Origin of the sequence: Pseudomonas sp. BN417, assembly GCF_029871205.1 — a bacterium.
GTDB lineage: Bacteria > Pseudomonadota > Gammaproteobacteria > Pseudomonadales > Pseudomonadaceae > Metapseudomonas.
On record NZ_SSOJ01000163.1, the window covers coordinates 22,888 to 45,089 of the forward strand.

The 22,202-nt window shown below is 60.1% G+C and carries 14 protein-coding genes and 3 pseudogenes; 9 read left to right on the top strand and 8 right to left on the bottom strand.

The genetic code is table 11. The features are described 5' to 3' along the window. Nucleotides 1-209 precede the first annotated feature (209 nt). From E8F11_RS28255 to E8F11_RS28270, 4 genes are read left to right on the top strand one after another with little or no spacing between them, the layout of a single operon-like run. Nucleotides 210-1,184 carry a quinone oxidoreductase gene (locus E8F11_RS28255; RefSeq protein ID WP_280292225.1) on the top strand — a complete coding sequence of 325 codons (975 nt, stop codon included), beginning with the start codon at nt 210-212 and terminating at the stop codon, nt 1,182-1,184. Further along, complete coding sequence (locus E8F11_RS28260; RefSeq protein ID WP_280292226.1) at nt 1,181-2,116, top strand: LysR family transcriptional regulator; 936 nt, start codon at nt 1,181-1,183, stop codon at nt 2,114-2,116. Before E8F11_RS28255 ends, E8F11_RS28260 begins: the two co-directional genes overlap by 4 nt. A 40-nt stretch (nt 2,117-2,156) precedes the next feature. Further along, the gene (gene rarD / locus E8F11_RS28265; RefSeq protein ID WP_280292227.1) at nt 2,157-3,140 is read left to right on the top strand and encodes an EamA family transporter RarD; all 984 of its coding nucleotides are present in this window, start codon (nt 2,157-2,159) and stop codon (nt 3,138-3,140) included. Nucleotides 3,141-3,179: 39 nt separating this feature from the next. Next, on the top strand, nt 3,180-4,622 hold the full coding sequence (locus E8F11_RS28270) for an amidase (RefSeq protein ID WP_280292228.1): 1,443 nt from the start codon (nt 3,180-3,182) through the stop codon (nt 4,620-4,622). On the opposite strand, the gene E8F11_RS28275 is transcribed toward E8F11_RS28270, so the two are convergent. The 3 genes from E8F11_RS28275 to rsxC form a co-directional block, all read right to left on the bottom strand. Next, nucleotides 4,549-4,779: a hypothetical protein gene (locus E8F11_RS28275; protein ID WP_280292229.1), complete on the bottom strand. Its 231-nt coding sequence runs from the start codon at nt 4,777-4,779 to the stop codon at nt 4,549-4,551. The two genes, E8F11_RS28270 and E8F11_RS28275, sit on opposite strands and share 74 nt — an antisense overlap. Before the next feature lie 284 nt (nt 4,780-5,063). Continuing rightward, entirely contained in the window at nt 5,064-6,053 is a 990-nt protein-coding gene (locus E8F11_RS28280; RefSeq protein ID WP_280292230.1) for an RnfABCDGE type electron transport complex subunit D, read from the bottom strand. Next, nucleotides 6,050-7,417 (bottom strand): electron transport complex subunit RsxC, encoded by a 1,368-nt coding sequence (rsxC, locus tag E8F11_RS28285; protein ID WP_280292231.1) that lies wholly within the window; start codon nt 7,415-7,417, stop codon nt 6,050-6,052. The genes E8F11_RS28280 and rsxC overlap by 4 nt, the downstream gene beginning before the upstream one ends. A gap of 310 nt (nt 7,418-7,727) precedes the next feature. Here rsxC and E8F11_RS28290 point away from each other — a divergent pair, with 310 nt between their 5' ends. Beyond that, complete coding sequence (locus E8F11_RS28290; protein ID WP_280292308.1) at nt 7,728-8,717, top strand: FAD:protein FMN transferase; 990 nt, start codon at nt 7,728-7,730, stop codon at nt 8,715-8,717. A 464-nt stretch (nt 8,718-9,181) separates the two neighbouring features. Here the strand turns inward: E8F11_RS28290 and E8F11_RS28295 are convergent, their stop codons facing one another. Then, nucleotides 9,182-10,045, bottom strand: a complete 864-nt coding sequence (locus E8F11_RS28295; RefSeq protein WP_280292232.1) for an NmrA family NAD(P)-binding protein — start codon at nt 10,043-10,045, stop codon at nt 9,182-9,184. A 208-nt stretch (nt 10,046-10,253) separates the two neighbouring features. Beyond that, nucleotides 10,254-10,496: pseudogene (locus tag E8F11_RS28300) on the bottom strand (SDR family NAD(P)-dependent oxidoreductase); the annotation flags it as partial. Nucleotides 10,497-10,601: 105 nt separating this feature from the next. Between E8F11_RS28300 and E8F11_RS28305 the strand changes: the two are divergent. Together E8F11_RS28305 and E8F11_RS28310 are read left to right on the top strand one after the other, a co-directional pair. Then, nucleotides 10,602-11,552 carry a GlxA family transcriptional regulator gene (locus E8F11_RS28305; RefSeq protein ID WP_280292233.1) on the top strand — a complete coding sequence of 317 codons (951 nt, stop codon included), beginning with the start codon at nt 10,602-10,604 and terminating at the stop codon, nt 11,550-11,552. Between the two features lie 804 nt (nt 11,553-12,356). Then, nucleotides 12,357-12,941, top strand: a complete 585-nt coding sequence (locus tag E8F11_RS28310; protein WP_280292234.1) for a DUF433 domain-containing protein — start codon at nt 12,357-12,359, stop codon at nt 12,939-12,941. A 377-nt stretch (nt 12,942-13,318) separates the two neighbouring features. Here the strand turns inward: E8F11_RS28310 and E8F11_RS28315 are convergent, their stop codons facing one another. Further along, entirely contained in the window at nt 13,319-13,993 is a 675-nt protein-coding gene (locus tag E8F11_RS28315; RefSeq protein WP_280292235.1) for a hypothetical protein, read from the bottom strand. Between the two features lie 1,035 nt (nt 13,994-15,028). Here E8F11_RS28315 and E8F11_RS28320 point away from each other — a divergent pair. Continuing rightward, entirely contained in the window at nt 15,029-19,081 is a 4,053-nt protein-coding gene (locus E8F11_RS28320; RefSeq protein ID WP_280292236.1) for a glycosyl hydrolase family 28-related protein, read from the top strand. A 182-nt stretch (nt 19,082-19,263) separates the two neighbouring features. On the opposite strand, the pseudogene E8F11_RS28325 reads toward E8F11_RS28320, so the two are convergent. Together E8F11_RS28325 and E8F11_RS28330 are read right to left on the bottom strand one after the other, a co-directional pair. Then, nucleotides 19,264-19,614: pseudogene (locus tag E8F11_RS28325) on the bottom strand ((Fe-S)-binding protein); the annotation flags it as partial. A 46-nt stretch (nt 19,615-19,660) separates the two neighbouring features. Continuing rightward, nucleotides 19,661-19,945: pseudogene (locus tag E8F11_RS28330) on the bottom strand (transposase); the annotation flags it as partial. 308 nt (nt 19,946-20,253) lie between these two features. Between E8F11_RS28330 and E8F11_RS28335 the strand changes: the two are divergent. Further along, nucleotides 20,254-21,654, top strand: a complete 1,401-nt coding sequence (locus E8F11_RS28335) for a cytochrome c peroxidase (protein ID WP_280292237.1) — start codon at nt 20,254-20,256, stop codon at nt 21,652-21,654. Nucleotides 21,655-22,202 lie beyond the last annotated feature (548 nt).

Sequence of the window (22,202 nt, forward strand, 5' to 3'; positions counted from 1 at the left end):
GGGACTGGTACTTCAGGAAAAAAGAACTGCCGGAACGACAGCCAGACCTGCGGGCGCCGCCAGCAATAGCGTCGAAAGGATCGAGTCGCCTATTGCTGCACTACATGCAGCAAACAAATGCAAGTGAACCAAATTGTTCAATGCGGGCAAGGCTCACATAATCCATCCCATCCTCGTCACGGGGCCATGTTCAGCACGTGGAGACAGAGATGGTTCAAGTAATTCGGTTAGACCGGCTCGGCGGACCCGAGGTATTGCGGATCGAGAACCTGGGCGAGCGCGAACCCGGGCCTGGCGAGGCTTGGCTCGAGCAGGTAGCCGCCGGTGTCAATTACCTGGATGTGACGCAACGGAATGGCGCAGTGCCCATCGCTCTTCCTTCCGGTCTGGGGCTGGAAGGTGCAGGCCGAGTCACGGCAGTCGGACCGGGTGTCACCAGTGTCCGCGTGGGTGATCGCGCGGCGTATGCGACCGGCCCGATCGGCGCCTATGCCAGCGCACGGCTGTACCCCGCCGAGCGACTGGTCAGAATTCCGGACGAGATGTCGTTCGATGATGCCGCCGCCGTGATGTTCAAGGGAATCACGGCCCAGTATCTGCTCAAGACCACCTATCCCGTCGGCCCAGGCACGACCATGGTGCTTTACGGCGTAGCGGGTGGGCTCGGCGAAATCATGGCGCAATGGGCCAAGCATCTTGGTGCGTTCGTTATTGGCGTGGTGTCGAAGGAAGCCAGCGTGGAGAAGGCGAAGGGCCTCGGTTGCGATGCCGTCCTGGTGTTCAATCCGCTCACTCTTGCGGCAGACATCGCACGCATCACCGATGGCCGAAAGGCGGATGTCGTGTATGACCCCATCGGTCGCATTTCCTTCGAGGCGTCCCTGGATAGCTTGCGACCGCGCGGCACCATGGTGTCGTTCGGCGCCTCTTCCGGCACACCAGCGCCTGTGGAACTGGCGACACTCAATAGGAAGGGGTCATTGTTTCTGACTCGGCCATCGTTGGCCGCGCATACCGCTACCGCTTTCGAGTACCAGGAGCGTGCGCGGGACCTCCTCGAGGCAATCGCTTCAGGTGTCGTCACGCCGCGCATCTGGGGCAAATATCCGCTTGCAGACGCCGCACAAGCCCACGCCGCACTGGAGTCAGGGCAATCATCCGGCGCGATTATCCTGAAGCCATGACACAGGATTTGCTCGACTCCGGACAGAGTGACGAAATCGCTGCCTTGCTCGCCGTGGCATCGGAAGGTTCGTTTGTAGCCGCCGGCCGTTTGTTACAGCGGCATCCCACGGTGGTATCCAAGCGCGTGGCTGCCCTGGAGAAGCGGCTGGGGGTTCGCCTGATCGAAAGGTCGACTCGCCAGGTCCGGATGACCAGTGCTGGTGCGCAACTGGAGCAGCGCCTGCGAGCGGCCATAGGGGCGATCAAGGAAGCGGAGCAGGAGGCATCGTCCGGCGCAGCAGAAGTGCGCGGAATGCTGCGCCTGGCGTTGCCCGCCTCAATGGGCCGCTTGTGGTTGGCGCCCATGCTGCCGGAGTTCCTCAAGGCCCACCCCCAGGTGTCGCTCGTGGCGGATTACAGCGAGCGCTTCGTGGACATCATCGCCGAAGGCTACGACCTGGCCATCCGGATCGGGGAGCTGAGCGACAGCCGCCTGGTTGCCCGGAAGCTGGGCGATCATCGCCGCATCCTGTGCGCATCGCCCGGGTACCTGGAGGAGCATGGGGTGCCGGGCTCGCCGGGGGATCTCGACTCCCACGACTGCCTGGGGTTTACCGGCTTCGCGTCCTTCCCGGAATGGCGCCTGTCCAACGGTGATAGGCAGGAAACGGTGGTGACCCGAGGATCGATCATCTCCAACGACAGTGAATCGCTGCTTGCCGCGGCGCGGGCCGGTACGGGAATCATTGGGGCGGGTGAATGGCTGATGAGCCGCGATCTGGCGGCTGGCCGACTTGTTCATGTGCTGCCGGACTGGCAGCTCGATTCTCAGGGGGCGATCTATCTGGTACGTCCCTCGGCGAGGTTTTCACCTGCCACCACCCTCGCATTCATGGAATGGATCGAGTCGAAATTCGTCAATGGCGCTCCCTGGACGATCGGGGCGCCCTGACAGTCCCTTCACCCGTCCCTGAATGCTTTACGGAGGTCACTTGAACAAGGCTGTGGCTCTGTCGGTCGCGTCGTCGTGCATGTTTGCGAGCCTGTATTACTTCGCCACCTTGCTGGCTCCCCTCACTGGAGTGGAGATATTTGGCTGGCGCATGCTGCTGACACTGCCCTGTGTCACGCTCTTCATGCTGATCGGCGGGGAATGGAAGCGCGTGCTCGAGATAGCCGAGCGCCTGAGAAAAAGGCCGAGTCTGATCCTGGCGCTCTGCATGAGCAGCGCGCTGCTGGGGATTCAGCTGTGGCTGTTCCTCTGGGCTCCCCTCAATGGCCGTGGGCTCCAGGTGTCCCTGGGGTATTTCCTGCTGCCCCTTGCGATGCTGCTGGTCGGCCGGCTGTTCTATCGGGAGCGCCTCACGCCGCTGCAGAAAATGGCAGCTCTCTCGGCCACCCTCGGCGTAGCGCATGAGCTTTACCAGGTAGGTGGGTTCTCCTGGGAAACGCTGCTGGTCGCCATTGGCCTGCCGATCTATTTCATCCTGCGCCGAAAGCTGGGAACCGATCACCTGGGCGGCCTCTGGTTCGACATGCTGCTGACCCTGCCTTTCGCTACCTGGATCATCATGGGGCAGGGCGCTGGCGTCGAACATTTCGCGCAGAGTCCGCGCCTATTCATCCTGATCGTGATTCTGGCCGTGATCAGTGCTACAGCCTTCATGACCTATATCGTTGCCAGCCGCATACTGCCCTTCGGGCTCTTTGGATTGCTGGGCTACGTTGAGCCTGTACTGATGGTGGGCGTGGCTCTGGTCATTGGCGAGCAAATCCAGACTGAGGAATGGCTGACCTACATTCCTATCTGGATCGCCGTTGGCCTGCTCGTGCTGGAGGGTGTGCGTCACCTTGGTCTCGAAGCAAGGAGAACCCCGTCGGCCACCAGGCCTGCCGATCAATGGGAATCGGTCTACCGAGACCAGGGCATGTCCCGGCAATTGCATGAAGGGCAGCCTTGTAGCTGCCAAAGGTAGCCCGTCCACAGTTTACGGAGCTTTTGTCAGGAGTCTTTTATGCGTCCAGCGGACTACAGCAGGCTTGATGGACTCGCACTTGCCTCCCTGCTGCGCAAGGGTGAGACCTCTGCCTTCGAACTGATGACGATAGCGGTGCAACTCGCCCGGGAACGGGCGATGCCCTTGAATGCGCTGTGCTACCAGCGTTTCGAGGAAGCCCTGGAGATGGCCAGGACGGCGCAGCTGGTCGGGCCATTTGGAGGCCTGCCTTTCCTGCTGAAGGATTCCGGGCTTGCCTCCAGGCGCCTGTCATCGTCCATGGGCTCGCGGATGTTTCGCGACACCCGGTTCAGTTTCGATAGCACCCTGGTGGAGCGGTTCGAGGCGGCCGGCTTTATCAGCTTCGCCAGGACGACAGTCCCGGAGCTGTGCATGGCACCTACAACCGAGGCCGTCGCCAATGGTGGTCCGACGCTCAACCCTTGGGATCCTGCGCGGTCGCCAGGAGGCTCCAGCGGCGGCTCGGCGGTGGCTGTTGCATTGGGCGTGGTACCCATCGCCCACGGTAGCGATGGAGGAGGGTCCATACGAATCCCCGCATCCTGCTGCGGCGTCTTTGGCTTGAAACCTTCGCGTGGGCTTCTACCCATGGGGCCGGCGCGCGGGGAGGGGTGGGGCGGTCTCGCAACCGATGGCGTCATCACCCGTACGGTCCGGGATACCGCTGCGGTTCTCGATGCGATCGCAGGGGCCGATCCAGGTGCGCCCTACGCGGCTCCTCGCATGCCGGAGTCCTTCCTGGCAGGGCTGGACAAGCCCTTCGATCGTCCGCTGCGTGTCGCCAAGTGGGTGTCCACGTGGAATGACATTCCCCTCGACGCTGACTGCCTGGCTGCCGTGGAATCGGCTGAAAGGCTACTCATTCGGAACGGCCACCAAGTGGTCGAGATCAGCCCACCTGATATCGACTTCGACGGGTTTGCGAATGCTCTTATCGACGTAATCGCTGCCAACGCCGTCGTCTCCATCGAGACTGCTGCGGTAGGCAGGCCGAGCGAGCAATGGCGCGGACTTCTCGAGCCCGCGATTCTCGGGGCCTACCACTACGGCAAGACGCTGCGGGCTACCGATTACATCTCGGCCATAGCCTGCTTCCAGCAGATTTCGCGGGAGATGGAGCGATACATGCAGGGGTTCGATTTGCTACTGACCCCAACGCTCACGCAGCTGCCGGTCACACTGGGGACCCTGTCAATGAACGACGACTTCCGTTCATTCAGGCTGAAAGGGGCGCGATACACGATGTTCCTCGCGATCATCAACGCCTCGGGCCAACCTGCGGCCAATGTACCCTTGTACTGGAATCAGCAAGGAATTCCCGTCGGCATCCAGTTGGTTGGGCGCTTCGGTGATGAGGATACGATTCTCAGGGCAAGTGCGGAGCTGGAGCGATCGTCACCCTGGATCGGGCTTTACGCGAGACTGAGGGTTGGAGGATAAAGCGGCGGCCGAATGCGACCAGATCGGCATCACCTGCTTCGAGAATCGCCTTGGCCAATTCACCGGTGAAGCCACCTGCGGTGATGGGCTGCCCCTTGTAGTGCTTGCTGACGAGGTGGGCCGCTACCGGATTCCGGCTCCGTCTCTCGTCCTCCATGGCGCCGGCGATGCGCGGCTCGATCAGGTGCAGAATTCGACACTGCCAATGGCTACCAGGCAGGACAGGCCGCAGCAGTCGGCCTGGCCGTTACCCGGTGGGTGGCTTCCTGACCGGCAAGTTACACGCCGGCTCCGACAACTCCCGTGCCACCAAACTGGGCATGCTGGTGTGTGCCGAGAAGAGCGCTCGCGAAACCGCTTTCCTCGATGTGGTCTTTGCCGTCGCCAGCGAGCAGGACAGTACTCCGACCCAGGTCGTCATCGCCTGGCTACTCGCTGCACTCACCCTTCGCGCCCGCCTACGGCGCTACGCACGCCCTCAGCGCCAGCTGTTCGTGTGTACCAGGGGCGCTGTATGCGCAGCACCAAGCGGTCGATCTGCGGCACCAGCAGGTTGGCGGCCAAAACGGCGAAGCAGAGACCATCGGCATAAAGCCCGAATTCGCGAATCAATTCAGTCACCGCGCCAATGGCCACGCCGAAGAGGATGCGACCGCCACGTGTATTGGGGCTGGTGACCGGATCGGTGGCGATGAAAAAGGCGGTGAAGAGATAGCCACCGAGACTGAGGTTGTACAGGCTTTCCTGCGGAGTATGGCCGGCTGCCAGGCACAGCAATACGGTGCTAGCGAGCATGGCCAGCGGAATCTCGATTCGGATCACCCGCAGGACAGCCAGTATTAATCCGCCGGCAATGTAGCCGTACCCCGACAGATTGGGGGTGATCAGTGTGAACTGGTTCTTAGCCAACTGAGTGGCGCCCACGAATGCATCGAGGTTAAGGCGTGGCGCCAGCTGCAACTGTTGTAGAAGAACCGCCTTGGCGTCCAGGGTGAGGGTCCAGGGGGCATAGTTCGAGGGCGCGGGGTACAACTGCTGGTAGAAGCAGATGGCGATGATCCCCAGGCCAACCATGGCGGGGTTGAGGCGGTTGCGACCAAGGCCTCCGCTGCCGTGCTTACACAGGGCGAGAGCGGCAAAACTGGCCACGGCGATCATCCACAGCGGCACCAGCAGCGGCAATGCCCGAGCCAGTATCAGGCCCAGCACCAGCCAGCTCAGGTCGCTCAAACCCTCGCGTACCTTTTGTCCGCGCAGGCGCAGCAGGCCGGCTTCGAAGCCCAGGGCGAGCAGCACGCACCAGAAGGTCTGCAACCAGACCACGCTGCCAAATTGCCAGGCGTACAGGGCGGTGCCCGGCATGAGACACAAGCTGACCAGCAGCATCACCGTGCGGAGTTTGTGCGGGGTAGGACGGCGTATCAGGCTCATGCGCGCAGCTCCGTTTTGCTCTGGCGGAAGGTTTCGCGCAGCGGGATATTGCTCGGACAGCTGCTGCTGCAGCTGCCGCATTCGATACAGGCATCCAATCGCAGTTCCTGCAGGCTGCCCTTGTCGAGGCGTTGGGCGGCATCGTAGAGATCCAGCGGTCTGAGCGACATCGGGCAGACATCCACGCAGCGCGTACAGCGAATGCAACTACCTGCGGGTTGCGGTGCCGGCAGGTAGCGCTCGGCGCCGAATATCAGGCAACTGCTGGTCTTGCTGATGACGGCAGTGGGGTCCGGCAGTGGCTGTCCCATCATCGGACCGCCGACCTGGGTCAACTCGCCTTCGGGGGCCGCGCCAGCAATTTCGCGCAGTGCGCTGACCGGGTAACCCACCGGCACCAGGACATTCCCGGGGCGCTCGCAGTCCCCGGTCAGCGTCAACACGCGTCTTACAAGTGGTTCGGAGTGGAAGACGGCCCGTCCCAGTGCGTAGAGCGTCGCGACATTCAGCGCCAATACGCCGATATCGGCGGGCAGGGTCCCCGGCGCCAGGTTGCGGCCACTCAGGCTCTTGATCATCAACGGCTGCCCCCCTGCCGGGTAACGCTCCGGCAGCGGACAGATCTCGACCGGGGTACGCGCCTGGCGAGCGGCGGCACGTAACGAGGCCATCGCCTCAGGTTTGTTGGTTTCGATTCCGAAGCGGGTCAGCGTTACTCCCATCAGCTCGGCGAGATAGTCGGCGACCTCGATCAGCGCCTCGGCGCGTTCGCGCATGAGACGGTCATCGCAGGTAAGGAAGGGTTCGCATTCGGCACCGTTGATCAGCAGCAGATCGGGGTGCTGGGCACCTGCCAGCTTGAGGGCAGTCGGGAAACCGGCCCCACCAAGGCCGACTATGCCCATCTGCAATGCCCGTTCCACCAGCGCCTCGGGCGTTTGCGGCAGCTCCAGCACCGGGCGTTCGATCCACTCATCCAGACCATCTGCGTTCAGAATGACGGCCATGACCGGTTCGGCCGAGTCGGCCGCGAAGGCGAGATCAATTCGTTCCACGATGCCGGAGGTGCTGGCATGCACCCAAGGGGTGTTGTCATCGCCAATACCGATCACCTCGCCCTTGCGTACATGCTGTCCCGGCTGCACGCAAGCCTGGACACTGCGGCGACCCCGCTCGAGCGGGATCGCCAGCTGTATGTTTCCGACCTCGATCGGGGCAACCGGCGTGGCGTTGGATAATTGCTTGTAGCCTCTGAGCTTGAGCCCGCCGTGCCAGCTACGCTGTGAGGGTGAGGCGATGGCCAGCAGGCGGCGCAAGAAGGGCTTCTGCTGCGGCTGACGCTGGGCGCGGACGGGGTTCTGCATGCGCTCGACGCTCTGCAACGAATGGCTAGACATGTTCTGTCCTCCAATTTTTTGGGGCAAAAAACACCCCTACGCGCTAATGCACATAATGGTTTTTTGCTTCCGGGAAATTGAGCGAAACGCGAGGGCGACACTCGATAACTGACGGGACTAAGAGCACCGAATGAAGGTTTTGTTCAGTTTTTGATCATATTCCCTGACAAACGGTAGGCCTATTCCCAGCCCACGTGGGAGCGTCGGAACGATGTCAGGCCGCGGTGGGGCGGCCGGAACAGAGAGGTGCCGATTGATACGCGCAAGCCTGCTGGTGATGCTGTTGACGTTGCTGTATGGCTGCGGCGAACGGATCGAGCAGCTTTCCGGGCCGACCATGGGGAGCACGTATTCGATCCAGTACGTACCCACCGCGCAGACGCCCGACTCGCAGCGAGTACAGGCCGAAGTCGAGACGATACTCGGGGCGCTCGACCAGCAGTTTTCCACCTGGCGCGGCGACTCCGTGGTTTCCCGCTTCAACGATCTGCCGGCCGGCGGCTGTCAGGCATTGCCGGAAGATATGCGTCGATTGCTGGAGTACGGTGGGTTTCTGTTCCGAGAGAGTGGCGGGGCTTTCGATCTGACGGTGCTGCCATTGATGAACCTCTGGGGCTTCGGTCCGCAGTCACGGGGGGGGCAGGTACCGGATGCGAGCGCGCTGGCACGGGAGCAGGCACGGGTAGGGCAACAGCACCTGCGCCTGGATGGCGACAAGCTGTGCAAGGATGTGGCGGCGCAACTGGATTTCGACAGCATGGTCGCCGGCTATGCGGTGGATCGGGTCGGCGACAGGCTTTCGGCCCTGGGTATCCAGGCCTATCTGGTTGAAATTACCGGCGAACTCAAGGCGGTCGGCCGCAAGCCGGATGGCTCGCCCTGGCGCATCGCCCTGGAAGTACCGAGCGGCGGGCGCGAGCAGCAAGTGGAGCGCGCCATTGCACTGGATGGCTACAGCGTTTCCACCTCCGGCGATTACCGCAACTATTTCGAGGAAGGTGGCCAGCGCTATTCGCACACCTTCGATCCACGTGTCGGCAGGCCGGTGAAGCACGCGCTGGCGGCGGTGACGGTGGTCGACCCTTCGGGGCTGCATGCCGATGGCTTGTCTACGGTGTTGATGGTGCTCGGCCCAGAGGAGGGCTATGCCTTCGCCGAGCGGCATGACGTCGCCGCCTATTTCATCATGCGCCAGGGGCAGGGTTTCGTTGCCCGGGCGACGCCGCGATTCGAGTCGTTGTTTCCCGGGCAAGGCAAGACGCAGTAGTTGCCCTGAATACAGGGATCAGCCAGGTGCCTTCGATGAACGCTTGCCGGGTTTCGCCGGCAATGGATGGAGTAGCTGACGTCATTGGCGCCCTAACAGAGGTAGCCCAGATCCTCGTTCGGTCCATCTCGAACCATGCAGACTACTTTTAGCGGCGCCATGAGCCACCACTGCGAAAAGACAGCGGGGCAGGGCGGAGCGACTTCAGCCACGCACTTGCGTGAACGAAAATTGCAGCGGGCATTTTTACTAGAATCGCCCCATTGCTGACGCTCGCACGCGTCTACAAAACCGAGGCGATTCACACAGTCGATTTCGAGTGACTTCAGCTCATCTAGCAGCTTTGTACTGTTCAGCATCGAAGCTGCCGCTTTGGTTGGCAGGTGGCCGAGACGACCACATCGTCACAGTTGAAAATAGTCGGCATGGAGCAGTCAGTTATCATGCCCCATGCCGAGATGGGTTTAAGTCAGCAGATTACGGTGCAGTTCGATAAACTGCGCAGGGGTCAGCAGGGGCTGGCCGATGATAGCGGTACCGATGCTGTCTAAACCTTCCAAACGCCTTTCACGTTGGTCAATCTTTACTGCACTGAAATGCGAAAGATAGGAGCGATCGTGGTCCAGACCCAGCAGGGAGACGAAGTCCTCAACCGGGATCTGTTCAAAGCGCACCTCCTTGCCTAGAACAGTACTCAGGAGGCCGGCTAGTTCCTGGTGGCTGTATTCTTCTGGCCCATGCAGTTCATAAGTCTGATGGCCATGCCCTTCAGGATTGGTCAGGATACCTGTAACGATGCGTCCGATATCACTTGCAGCCAAGGGAGCAAATCGGCTGTCTGGGTCGAATGGCGTGACATACCGGCCATCCCGAATCAGGGGCGCAATGTAGAGCATCCACTCGGCAAAGAAGGTAATACGCAGATGAGTGGTGGGGATCCCAGTCCAAATAAACACTTGCTCGGACATCCAGTGATTTAGGGTGGCCGGACTACGCGCATCGGGACGTGATTGCTTTTGGGACAAATTTACAATGTGCTTTATCCCTTGTTCTCTTGCCGCTTGGGAAAATATCACTGCCGCTTCAACTAATCCCCCGGTTAGTGGATAGCAGAAGTATGCCCCATCAACGCCTTCCATTGCCGTGCGAACGTGCTTGAGGTTTAGCAGATCTCCCACAAAGACATTAGCACCCTGATCTCGAAGCTTTTGGGCGCGCGCATCTTCGCTGTGAACAAACGCATTTACTCGATGACCTTTCTCCAACAGGAATTTGACAGTCGGAGAACCTGTTGCGCCGGTAGCGCCTGTAACCAGAAAAGTTTTCATCAGTAAGCACCTCAATTTGCAGGCAAGGGAACTTCATTAGAGTTTAGAAGTTCCCCGCACATTGGGATCGTCACATATTGGGTTGAGCGCACCACTTCTATCGACAGAATATTCAGTGATGCCACGGTTCCGGCGCAACAAATCAGACGGTAAACTGAGTTAAAAGCCGGAGTTAGACCAAGTTTATTTCAACATCAATTATGCCCACGTCTTCTATCAGCTTGGTTTCAACGCCGGCCAGGGCGTTGCGGTCGCTGAGATCGGCTTCAAGTACTTCAACCGTCCGCTGAGTCTCTCGGATGATGCGGTTAGCCAGGGCATTAAGACGTTCGCGATTGCGGGCCACGAGGATCAAGTCGTAGCCGCGACGCGCCAGACGGTCTGCGTAGGTCGCACCAATTCCGGATGAGGCTCCCGTGATGAGCGCGGTGCCGGGATGTGCGTGAGCCATGTTGGATCTCCGAGGGAGAGTGAACCTGAAGCTGATATTGCACCGATTTGACGACGCCCTAAATGACGCTTATGGTCGTCTTTTAGGACATCGGAGGAAAAGTGTATGCACCGCATCGGCTATCTGCTGACGGATGGGTTCCAGATGCTTACATTGGCGACGCAGACGGTGTTCGAATACGCCAATTTCGTTGTGAAGAGCCCTTTCTACACGATTGAGATTTTCTCGCCGGCTGGCGGCTTGGTGCTCTCGTCGCTGGGGCTCGCAGTTGATACGCGTCCAATGGAGGCGCCCAGACTGGCTGACACGTGGATCATCGTCGGGGTCAGCGATCCACTGACTGCGGAGCCTGTGGAGGCCGTGTTGGACTTCGTGCGACAGGCCGGTAGCCAAGCACGGCGCACCGCTGGCGTGTGCACCGGTGGCTTCGTTTTGGCCGAGGCCGGTCTGCTCGCCGGGCGCCGCGCCACGACCCACTGGTTTTTCGCCCAAGAAATGCAAAAGCGCTATCCGAACATCGATGTCGACGATGACTGCATCTACATTATCGACGGACCAATCTGGACCTCTGCCGGCATGACCGCAGGACTCGACCTCGCCCTAGGTATGGTAGAAAAGGACCTTGGGGCAGACGTAGCGCGTTCGGTTGCGCACAATTTAGTGATGCACCAGCGCCGTTCGGGTGGGCAATCGCAACATTCAGAGATGCTTGACTTGGCCCCTAAGTCGGATCGCATGCAGAACGTGCTGAACTATGTGCGTCAAAACCTGACGCGGCCGCTCAGCGTAGAGGAGTTGGCAGAGACCGCACACTTGAGCCCGCGCCAATTCACCCGAGTGTTCACCGCGGAAACCGGGCAATCGCCAGCGAAGGCCATCGAAGGTCTGCGGCTGGAGGCTGCGCGGTTAATGATCGAGCAAAGCCGCCACTCTCTAGAAATGATCGCGAGGGAAACCGGGTTTCGCGATCGTCGACACATGCGCGAAGCTTTTATGCGAGGTTATGGTGTGCCTCCCCAGGCGGTGCGCCGAGATGCTCGAAGTGTCGTGCTTTAGCTTCGGTAACTGGGTCATTTACCTGCGCTGATTCTGATTGCCCTGGTTGGGGCGGTTCATTACCATGGCTTCGCATAATCTATATTATGTTAAATTCAATATCGGGTGCCTGGACGATTGAAGTGCTCCAGTGCAGTCCGGTGAACTAAAAGTGGAAAAACCGAGCAAGTAAAACTGGAAACAGCCCCGCTCGCCGACAACACCCAGATTTACTTCGCCACTCACGCAGGCTGTGCGCGAGCTTGAATCTAAGATGCTCGGCGACTTGCTGACCCGCTATGCCTTTGGATGCACAGCAATTTCACGCCCCGGGTTCAGGGCGCCATTCAGCTCCGGCCGAATGCCCGGGCTGGATCAACAAGCTAATCGGCTTGCAAGTCAGATTCCTGGTGAAGAGAAATTGGAAAGTGACGCGCTGATGAATCCGACACGCGAAATTTGCTTGCGCGGGGCTCTAGCTCGTGCCCAGGGCTGCGGCCGGGGTCAAAGTGAGCCCAACAAGTGCTAGCGATTCCACGGGCCAGGGAACTACCTGGACATGAACCCGCTGAACACGGCGGATGGACGAGTCATGGCTTTCGTTCGGTGAGTGGCGCTTCGCACCTGCATCGCTGCATTTTGCGGTTCAGGTTCATTCCCGACGAGATAGCTGGCTATGGACCCTCTCTCGCCCGCCTACAGCGACAAGAGGACTGCTTCGCGTTTCTAAACGGAGCACAATCTGCGTACCGCACGTCCTAAAGGTGGAGCGCTATGAGGGACCGGCTAACGCGACTAACGGGTTCCGCGTCAGAGGTCGGCTTCGTGGCCCAGGTTTCAGAGTCGGCAGTCGACAACCTGGTGGAGGCCGGTGAATTCCAGACGCTATTTTTCGCAGGCTCACGGCCCAGGACCTTCGATCTACTTGGTGCCGCTTTGACGGTGAGCCTCTATAAAGCGTTCAAGGAAATCCTAACGGCCGCTGCCCGCCAGCAAGTGATGCTGCGCTGGACGACGCTCTATGCCCCCGCAGTGCTGGAAGTCGTGGAAGGCTTACGCCAGACGGGCGAGCTGGCGGGGATGGGCCGAATAGAGCTGGATTCCGTAGTGGTCAACCTGGAAAAGGAACTGGTGCGGGTGGTGAGTCGAATGATCCAGCTCACAGCCATCAAGGAGACGGTACATTGCGATTCCGAGATCCAAGGCGGCCGACCTGTTTTCTGCGGCACGCGCCTGCCGGTCGATATCACGCTGGGGCGGCTCGACGCCGGTGAGTCGTTCGCCGTGTTACAGGAGGACTACCCGTACTTGACGCTCGAGAAGATTGAACGGGCGCGGGCTTACCTGGCCATTTTCCCCCAGCACTCCCCTCCTCTCCCTCATCGCTCAAGCCCAACCGCCGGCATCTGACCTATCGTTCTGAAAACTTAGCGCTAGCAATTCCTGGTTCAATTATGCCCACTACATTCTCAGGATCAGGGCACCGCCATTGCACTCCCTTTCCTCGATGCCAATTATGTGTCTCCACATAATTGCGCATAAACAAATTTTCGTGCAATAAACCGCCAAACCGTTAGGTAACTTGGCAATCAGAGACCAAGAGCTATCAATAAGGTCATCTGAAAGGTGAGGCGATCCTTCCAGCAGCGCCCTCCTCTTCTCCCCGGTGATGAACGCCCGCGCTCCCCCCAAGAGCAACGCGAAGGCTGTTTCACTGCCGAGCAGTCGGCGGCGCTCATCGTCAGGAATGGCTATCGCGCTCCGCTCGACCCCGCGGGCGCGGTCGATTATCCGTGGACAATGCCCGCAACTTCGTCCGCTGCAGCCGCCACGACGCGGTCCGAATCGGTAATGAGCAGGTCCTGAGGCCGATTGCCGGCAAGGAAGCTGTTTACTGATGCGAACCAGTAGGCCAGGCCCCAGTCGTCCTTCTGCCCTGCGAACACTTTCAGTACTTCGGCCACCGCTGGAAGCGGGCGAAACCCCGAATCCTTGGACAAGGCGTAGATCGGGAAGTAGTCGTTGCCATTGTGGCGGATAGCGAAGATCCGTCCTTCTCGTTTCCATCGGCTGGGGCGAGAGCTTGGATTCTCCGAGGTCAATCCGGCCAGAGTCGCAATGTCTCGCGCAGACAGCCAGTCGCCGCTTTCCAGGATGGCCTTTTTGGCCATGGCCAGCATCTGCGCCTCCTTGAGTGCTCCCGGTCGGATCGGTACCTTCGGCAGCAGCAGCGAAACTAGCTGCTCAACGGTAGCCTGTTGAGGGTTGAGCATCGTTTCGGTCATAAAACGCGCGGCAGCTTCCAGGGCTTCACCTAGTGCGGCCAATGTCTCACCCGAGGCATGGTCCACCGTAATGGCGACGACTTGCTCAGCATTCTCGGCACTCAGTCGAGCCGATACCGCTTTTAAGTCTCCCGTCACGGTAGATCGAATGCCGACGTGTTCAGTGATCTGGCTCATATCACCTCCCAAACCTGGCGATAGCGTCGGAGACCGGCGACTGGGCGGCGTAACACTGCAGAAGCAGGCTGGGTTCATCCGTCCCGACAAGGGCTGAGTGCAACCGGCCCCAACCGGTTTGAATGCTGGTGCATTGGGCGGCCACGTCCCGGAGCATGTCGATATCGAGGTCTGACTGAGCGGCCAGCGTCAGCAACTGGTGGTTCATGGCCTGCAATTGAACACACTCTAATCCGCGGTGTGCAGCGGTAACCGGCCATGCCCTGCCAGAGCATGAGGAAGATGCAAGCCGGAGCTGATGCGGCGCGAACGAAACGGAGCTTACCTGGGGGACGAGCGTCCCTAGCCCCTGGAGACAGAAGGCAACGACGCTCTGGGGTTGTTACAGAACATTTGCAACGGCGCAGGCCTTTTGAGGTGCAACGGCCTCGTCACTCAAGAAACAGCGGGAGGTGCTGTAGTGACGCTGCGCGGAGGCGCCCACAGGGCGCAACGCTTGGCGAAACGACCCACACTGTTAAACCAGATGCCATGTTCGAAGTGTTCATAAGGTTCGTAAGGCCTTGATTCGACAAAAAGTCGTTGAGAAACACAACTCGAAAATGGGTCAGAACATCTCCAAACCGCAGTTGACGTTCAAACAGCAACGTCATGGGTTGTGACGCGTTAATACCGCATCATTGGTATCCAACTGGTTGCGCACGATGCCGGAAATGTTCTGTACGTATTCCGAAGAACGCGTTTCCCGGCGTTCGGTCTCGGACGTCAGCTTGAATCGCCCCGGATTATCCAGACCCCTTCCACACAGCTTTCCGCCAACTCTTTGGCTGGTCCACTGCGACCTCGCTACCTGAGCGAACGTCAATAAAACGTTATTTATTCGAAACATCACATAACCTCTAATCAGCTCGTTCGGTTTTTTGACGATCGCCCGATATGCGGTCACAACTTTTGCGCTCCGTTGGGCCATAAAACGGTAGCTGTCGATTGAATATTGGCACTACCGAGGTTTTCGGCCGACACGGAGATAAACTCATGATTTTTAATGTACAAAATTTTGGCGCCAAAGGAGATGGCATCACTGACGACACGGCGGCAATACAAAATGCAATTGATGCGGCGGCCGCTGCAGGCGGGGGGCAGGTGTACATGCCGACCGGAACTTATATCGTTTCGGGAGGTGAGGAACCCTCCGACGGCTGCCTGATGCTCAAGAGCAATGTCTACCTGTATGGCGACGGCATGGGCGCAACCACCGTCAAGGTGGCTGACGGCTCCGACACCAAGATCACCGGAGTCATCCGCTCCGCCTATGGCGAGCAAACCCACGACTTCGGCGTCAGCAACCTCACCATCGACGGCAACCGCGACAACACCACGGGCAAGATCGACGGTTGGTTCAACGGCTACATTCCCGGCGAAGCGGGCTACGACTCCAACGTCACCCTCGACAGCGTCGAGATCAAGGATTGCTCCGGATACGGTTTCGACCCCCACGAGCAGACCGTGAACATGGTCATCAAGAACAGCGTGTCCCACGGCAACGGCCTGGACGGCTTCGTTGCCGACTTTCTCAGTGACAGCACTTTCGAAAACAACGTCGCCTACGACAACGACCGGCACGGTTTCAACATCGTTACCAGCACCCACGACTTCACGCTCACCAACAACGTTGCCTACAACAACAGAGGCACTGGCATCGTGGTGCAGCGCGGCAGCGAGGACATCCCCTCCCCCAGCAACATCACCATCACCGGTGGCGAGGTGTACGGCAACGGCGCCGAAGGGGTGCTGATCAAACTGTCCAGCGAGGTGACCGTCAGCGACGTAGACATTCACGACAACGCCAGCGCAGGGGTGCGCATCTACGGCAGCAACCACGTCGAGATCATCGACAACACGCTAAACAACAATTCCCTGGGCAGCCCCGTCCCGGAGATCATCATCCAATCCTACGACGATACCCTGGGCGTGTCCGGCAAGTACTTCAACGGCAGCGATAACACCATCCAGGGCAACATCATCAGCGGCAGCAACCTGTCGACCTACGGCGTTGCAGAGCGCAATGAAGACGGCACCGATCGCAATGCCATCATCGGCAACACCATCAGTCACACCAGCAACGGCGCCACGCTGATCTATGGCGACGGCAGCTATGTCAGCGCCACGGTGCCGATGACCATCGTGCAAGGTACGGCCGGCAACGACACCCTGCTGGGCAGCGCCGCCAGCGAGATTTTCTACGGCGTTGCCGGCAACGACACCCTCAATGGCGGGGCCGGTGGCGACATTCTGGTGGGTGGTGCAGGCATCGACAAACTCACCGGCAGCACTGGCGCCGATACGTTCCGTTTCACCGTTCAGTCCGACAGTTACCGCAACGCAACCACAAGCTTCGATGACACCATCACCGACTTCGACGTCACGCAGGACAAGATCGATCTCGCCGGCCTCGGTTTCACAGGACTGGGCAATGGCCGTGGCGGCACCCTGCAGCTCAGCTACAGCGCCAGCAGCGACCGCACCTACATCAAGGACTACGATGCCGATGCCAGTGGCAATCGCTTCGAGCTGATTCTCTCGGGCAACCTCACCGGCACCCTGACCGCCAGCCACTTCATCTTCAATCGTGTGATCACCGGCACCAGCGCCAGTGACTCGCTGCTGGGTAGCGATTCGGCCGACACCCTGCTCGGCCTGGCGGGTAACGACAGCCTCAGTGGCGGCGCGGGCGACGACAAGCTCGACGGCGGCGCCGGACGCGACTCGCTGTACGGCGGCGCCGGTGCCGACACCTGTCGCTACAGCAACTTGCTCGACAGTTACCGCGACTACGACACCGGTGGTATCACGGCCAGCGACACGATTTATGACTTCACCGTGGGTGTCGACAAGATCGATGTTTCGGGCCTGGGCTTTCTTGGCCTCGGTGATGGCCACAATGGCACGTTGTACATCACCCTCAACGCGGCCGGCGACAAGACCTACATCAAGTCCGCCGAAGCGGATGCCGATGGCAATCGTTTTGAAATCGCCCTCAACGGCAACTGCCTCAATACTCTGACCGCCAGCGACTTTGTGTTCGGCGAGCGCGTCCAGCAGGACATCCTCTACCTGCCCACCCTCGGCCAATCCAATGCGCGCCTGCTGCGCATGACCGAGGACGACGGTCAGTCCGGCACCTCTATGCTGGTCAACGACCTGGACCGCTACACCCCCTATGACGTGCGCAGCCAGTTCACCGATGCCAATGGCAACGGCATCGACATGGCAGTGGGCGGCAGCACGGTCACCGGCCTGTCGACGCTCAGCGCCGGGGAACTCGAGTTGTGCTGGTGGCTGACCGACACCAACCAACCCGGGGCCGCGTTGTTGCGCGCCGTAACTCTACTGCGGGACCAGCTCAGCGAACTGCAATCGATCAATAACGTCACCATGGGCATCATTTGGGGTCAGGGCGAGGAAGCCGCGCAGGAGATCGCCCGCGCCACGGACAAAGCAGCGGCAGCAGCGGCGTACAAGTCCGCGACCCTGAAGGTGTTTGATTACCTGCATGCCCAGTTCGGCAACTTCAGCGTGTACATGATGGAAACCGGTCACTACGATCAGGATGCGGCGCGTGCCCGTGGTTATTCGCAAGAGAAGATTGCCTCCATCGTCGAGGGGGTTGGCTATGTCCGCGCTGCCCAGGAAGCCATCGCCGCCGAGCGCGCCGACGTCAAGCTGGCGGTGGACTACACCGACCTCCCCTTGCGCCACGAAGTCGATCCGCTGGCGTATCCCGACGACGTCTGGCATCTGCACGAAGAATCAGCGGAGATCGTCGGCCAGCGTTTGGCCGACTACATTGCCGATGACCTCGGCTTCCAGGGCAACCCCAACGACAACAACAGCGTGCAGGACATTTTCGACAACGCCCGGAACATGATTTCCGGCACCCACCAGGCCGATACCCTGGTGGGCAGTTCGGGCAACGACACACTGGATGGATCCCTTGGCGCCGACACCATGACCGGTGGCAATGGCAACGACATCTATGTGGTCGACAACGCGTTCGACCGCGTGGTGGAAACCAGTACATCGACCTCGCAGATCGATACGGTGCAGGCCTCCGTCAGCTGGACACTGGGCGCCAATCTCGAGAACCTGGTGCTCACCGGCGTCTCGGACATCAACGGCACCGGCAATGAGCGGCACAACTTCATCACCGGCAATGCCGCCAATAACCTGCTCGACGGTGCCGCCGGGGCCGACAGCATGAGCGGCGGCGATGGCAACGACACCTACTATGTCGACAACGCCGAAGACACCGTGATCGAGACCAACAGCAGTGCGGCGCCTGGAGGAATCGACAGTGTGCACAGCAGCCTGGCGGCCTATACCCTCGGCAACAACGTCGAGCATCTGTATATCGATAGCGCTGGCGCCGCCAATGGCACGGGCAACGCGCTGAGCAACACGCTGTTCGCCGGAGCCGGCAACAACGTGCTCGACGGGCGCGATGGCATTGACACGGTGTCCTTCGAGCGTGCCCTGTCCGGCGTTACCGTAAACCTGTCGACGTCAGCGCAACAAAACACCACGGGTTCCGGGCTCGACACCTTGAAATTCTGCGAAAACCTGACGGGAAGCGCCTACGCCGACAGTCTGTCGGGCAACAGCGCCGCAAACGTTCTGAACGGTGGTGCAGGCAACGATACGTTGGTTGGTGGTTCGGGCAATGACCGGCTGATCGGCGGTGCCGGCAGCGACAACCTCTCCGGTGGCACTGGCACGGATGTCTTCGCGTTCAGTGCGCTGTCGGACATGGGCGTCGGGGCTTTGCGCGATGTGATCAACGGTTTCAAGAGCACCGAGGGCGATCATCTGGATTTCACCGGCCTGGACGCCAACCCGCTGACCGCAACTGTCGACGCCTTCACCTTCATCGGCAGCAACGCCTTCGACCCTGCCAACGCCACCGGTCAACTGCGCTTTGCCAATGGCATGCTCCAGGGCAGTGTCAACGCCGACGCCACCCCCGAGTTCGAAATCCAACTGGTGGGCGTCCAGGATCTGCACGCCAGCGATTTCACAGCCTTGGGTTAAGCCCACACCCTGCGGGAGCGAGCTCGCCCTGATGCCGGTCAGTCAAGGAGGATACTGAACCTGCTGGCGTAAGCGATCACCAGCGTTGGACGACTCATTCTTATGCCTCACTAACCCCGTAGACTAAGTCCTGGCGAACACCGGTGACGACGTCCCACCACGGCGCAAGCGCTCAAGTGGCCTCAAGCGCAGCTGTTCGCGTCACCCTCACGTAAATGATCTAGCAGCGCCTGCAAGGGGTGCGGCAGCGCCTTCCCTTCCATTCGCTTGACCTGACTACGGCATGAATAGCCATCGGCCAACAGGTTCCCGTTGTGGCCATGTCGCTCAATCAGGCGCCCCCACGACTGTGCGTAGATGGCCTTGGACGTCTCGAGATTGCGGGTTTCGTGGCCATAGGTGCCAGACATGCCGCAGCAACCCGTAGCGAGCACGGAAAGATTCAGCCCCAGCCGTTCAAACACCCGTTGCCACTGGCTAACACTGGCCGGCGCATTGGTCTTCTCGGTGCAGTGGGCCAGCAGCTGATACGAGGCCACTTTCTTGGCCTCGGAACCCTCAGCTCGCGGTAGCACGGCGCAGCCGGCAGAACCAGCGATAGGCCAGGTTCAGGTGCACCTCTTCGCATAGCCGCCGCTCGGAACGGATGCCGTAGCAGTAGCCAACGACCAGCATGCGCACCATCAACTCCGGATCAATCGACGGTCGCCCGATGGGGCTGTAGAAGTCGGCCAAGTGAGCACGCAGGTCGCTGAGATCCAGGCACTGATCGATGCTGCGCAGGAGGTGTTGGGGCGGGACGTGCTCGTCCAGATTGAACGAGTAAAACAGGCGCGCCTGTCCTCCCGGTAACTGCCCCATCATGCTGTCTGCCCCCACGCTCACTGAGCGCGTGATTTTGCCGGCGGCATGGGGCGGCAGCTACTTTCTTAACAGAATCGGCCCGAAGCTGCCGGTGGGAACAGGCAGAAAGCGGCCAGAAGCAGGCGGTCTGTCATATAAATAAATCCGTGTGCGCCCCCTTTTTCGCGGGTCCGCATAACGATGGCGGACCTTCCAGCCCCCCTCTCCCACCGTTTGTCCCCCCGCTCCACTCCTCGCCTGAAACCGCGGCGAGTCGATCTATCGTCTACGTGGAACCGCATGGAAGCGCCCGTCTCTGGAGGTAGCACATGCAAAGCTATGCGACGTTGACCCGCCTCATTCAAAAGGGGATCGAGGCAATCAAGAAAGGGCCTGCGCGGCTCGACTTCAAGGTCTGGACCGGATTCGCTTTGACCTCCGCGGGAATTCTGCTGGCCGCTCATGTGGTTCGATCCAGCTCGGAGGTCGTCCTGACCCCGTTGGAGCAACTTGGCAAGGAACTGTTCTTCGACAACATCTCGCAGCCGGCGAAATCGCAGTCTTGCGGCTCCTGCCACCTGCCCGCTGCCGGGTGGACCGGAGGCGTTGCCGGCGTCAACATGCATGGGTCCGTCTTTCGCGGGGCCGATCGGCATCTCTTCGGGAACCGCAAACCACCGAGTTCGGCTTACGCGACGTTCAGCCCGCTGTTTCACCTGGCGAATCCGGCCACCGGGAGGTTCGTCGGTGGTAACTTCTGGGACGGCCGCGCGACGGGCGAGTTGCTCGGAAACCCGGCCGCTGACCAGGCGCTAGCCCCTTTCCTCAACCCTGTTGAGCAGAATAACCCGACCCGGGAGGCCGTCTGCGAGCAAGTCGCCAGGTCGCAATACGTCGCGCTGTTCGAGCAGGTCTGGGGGGCGGGCTCACTCGACTGCAGTACTGGCGGGATCGAAGGGACCCACGCCCGGATCGGCCTATCCATCGCCGCATACGAAGGCTCACGGGAGGTCAGCCCCTTCAGCTCGAAGTTCGATGCATACTTCACGGCGTGCCTCAAAGCTGGCAACGCTTTCGCCGCTTGTGGGCGTCCAGCGGAGGGCGACAGGAGCGTTCTGGACCCGAGGGGAATCCTCACCGACAAGGAGTTCCACGGGCTCACCAAGTTCGGACAACACTGCTCGGCCTGTCACGTGAGCCATATCCCGGGGCCCAACGGAGAGCCACCGCTTTTCACCAGCTTCGGCTTCGCGAACATCGGCACGCCGAGGAACCCGGAAAACCCGTTCTACGACATGGACACGGAGTTTCTGGACGATGGGACGCCCATCAATCCACTTGGCAAGGACTTCGTCGACTTGGGCTTGGGCGACTTCCTGCGCACCCGGCCGGAGTGGGCTCCCCTGGCTGAGGCAAACGACGGGAAGTTCAAGTTTCCGACTGTGAGAAACGTTGATCAACGCCCCGGCGTCGGGTTTCCGAAGGCCTACATGCACAACGGTGCTCTCCGGACGCTCGAAGACGTAGTCCACTTCTACAACACTCGGGACATTCCGTCCGAGAACTGGCCGCCACCCGAGGTGCCCCAGAATGTCACGCGAGGAAATTTCGGCGGCGTCCCCTTGGGCAACCTTCAGCTCGACAAAGAGGATGAGGACGCCATCGTTGCTTTCCTCAAGACCCTGTCGGACGGCTTCGTCAATGATCGCAAGAAGGGGGACACCCAATAGCCGGCCCTTCGTCAAGACCGAAACCATGCATCCCCTGCCGTTGCTTGTCGGCAGGGGTTGTTCGTTTCCAAACCTGATTGGTTGATCCGGTCGAGTCCGTTTCCTCATTCCTGGCTACGACCGAGTCGCGCCTGTCACCCATATGGATCAAGCGGCAAGGCTGGCCCTACTGCTTACCGCCCTGGCGGTAATCCACCCCAGAGAAATGTTGGTGCCGCCGAAGTGTCCGGGTGCGGTCACAGACCTGCATAGCAATAGGGGACGACGATTAATTTCGCTTCTGCTTGATCATTCAAGCCAAAACCGTGGTCTGTTCCCTACTGATTAATGGGTCGACTGCTGCCGGTCACGACAGGCCGGAGTCGACCGATTCTGTTGAAAAAGTCGGTGTTGGCCAAAGTCGCCTGTTCGTAGCTCAAAAAGTGGCTGATTTGCGCGTTGCTACGTGAAATCCAAGGCAGTTCTGCCCCGCAAATGGCTCAGAATTCAGCGTAAGCAATGCACTTTTGTGGGCAGAAATCTCGAAGGGAGTTTTTCAACAGAATCGG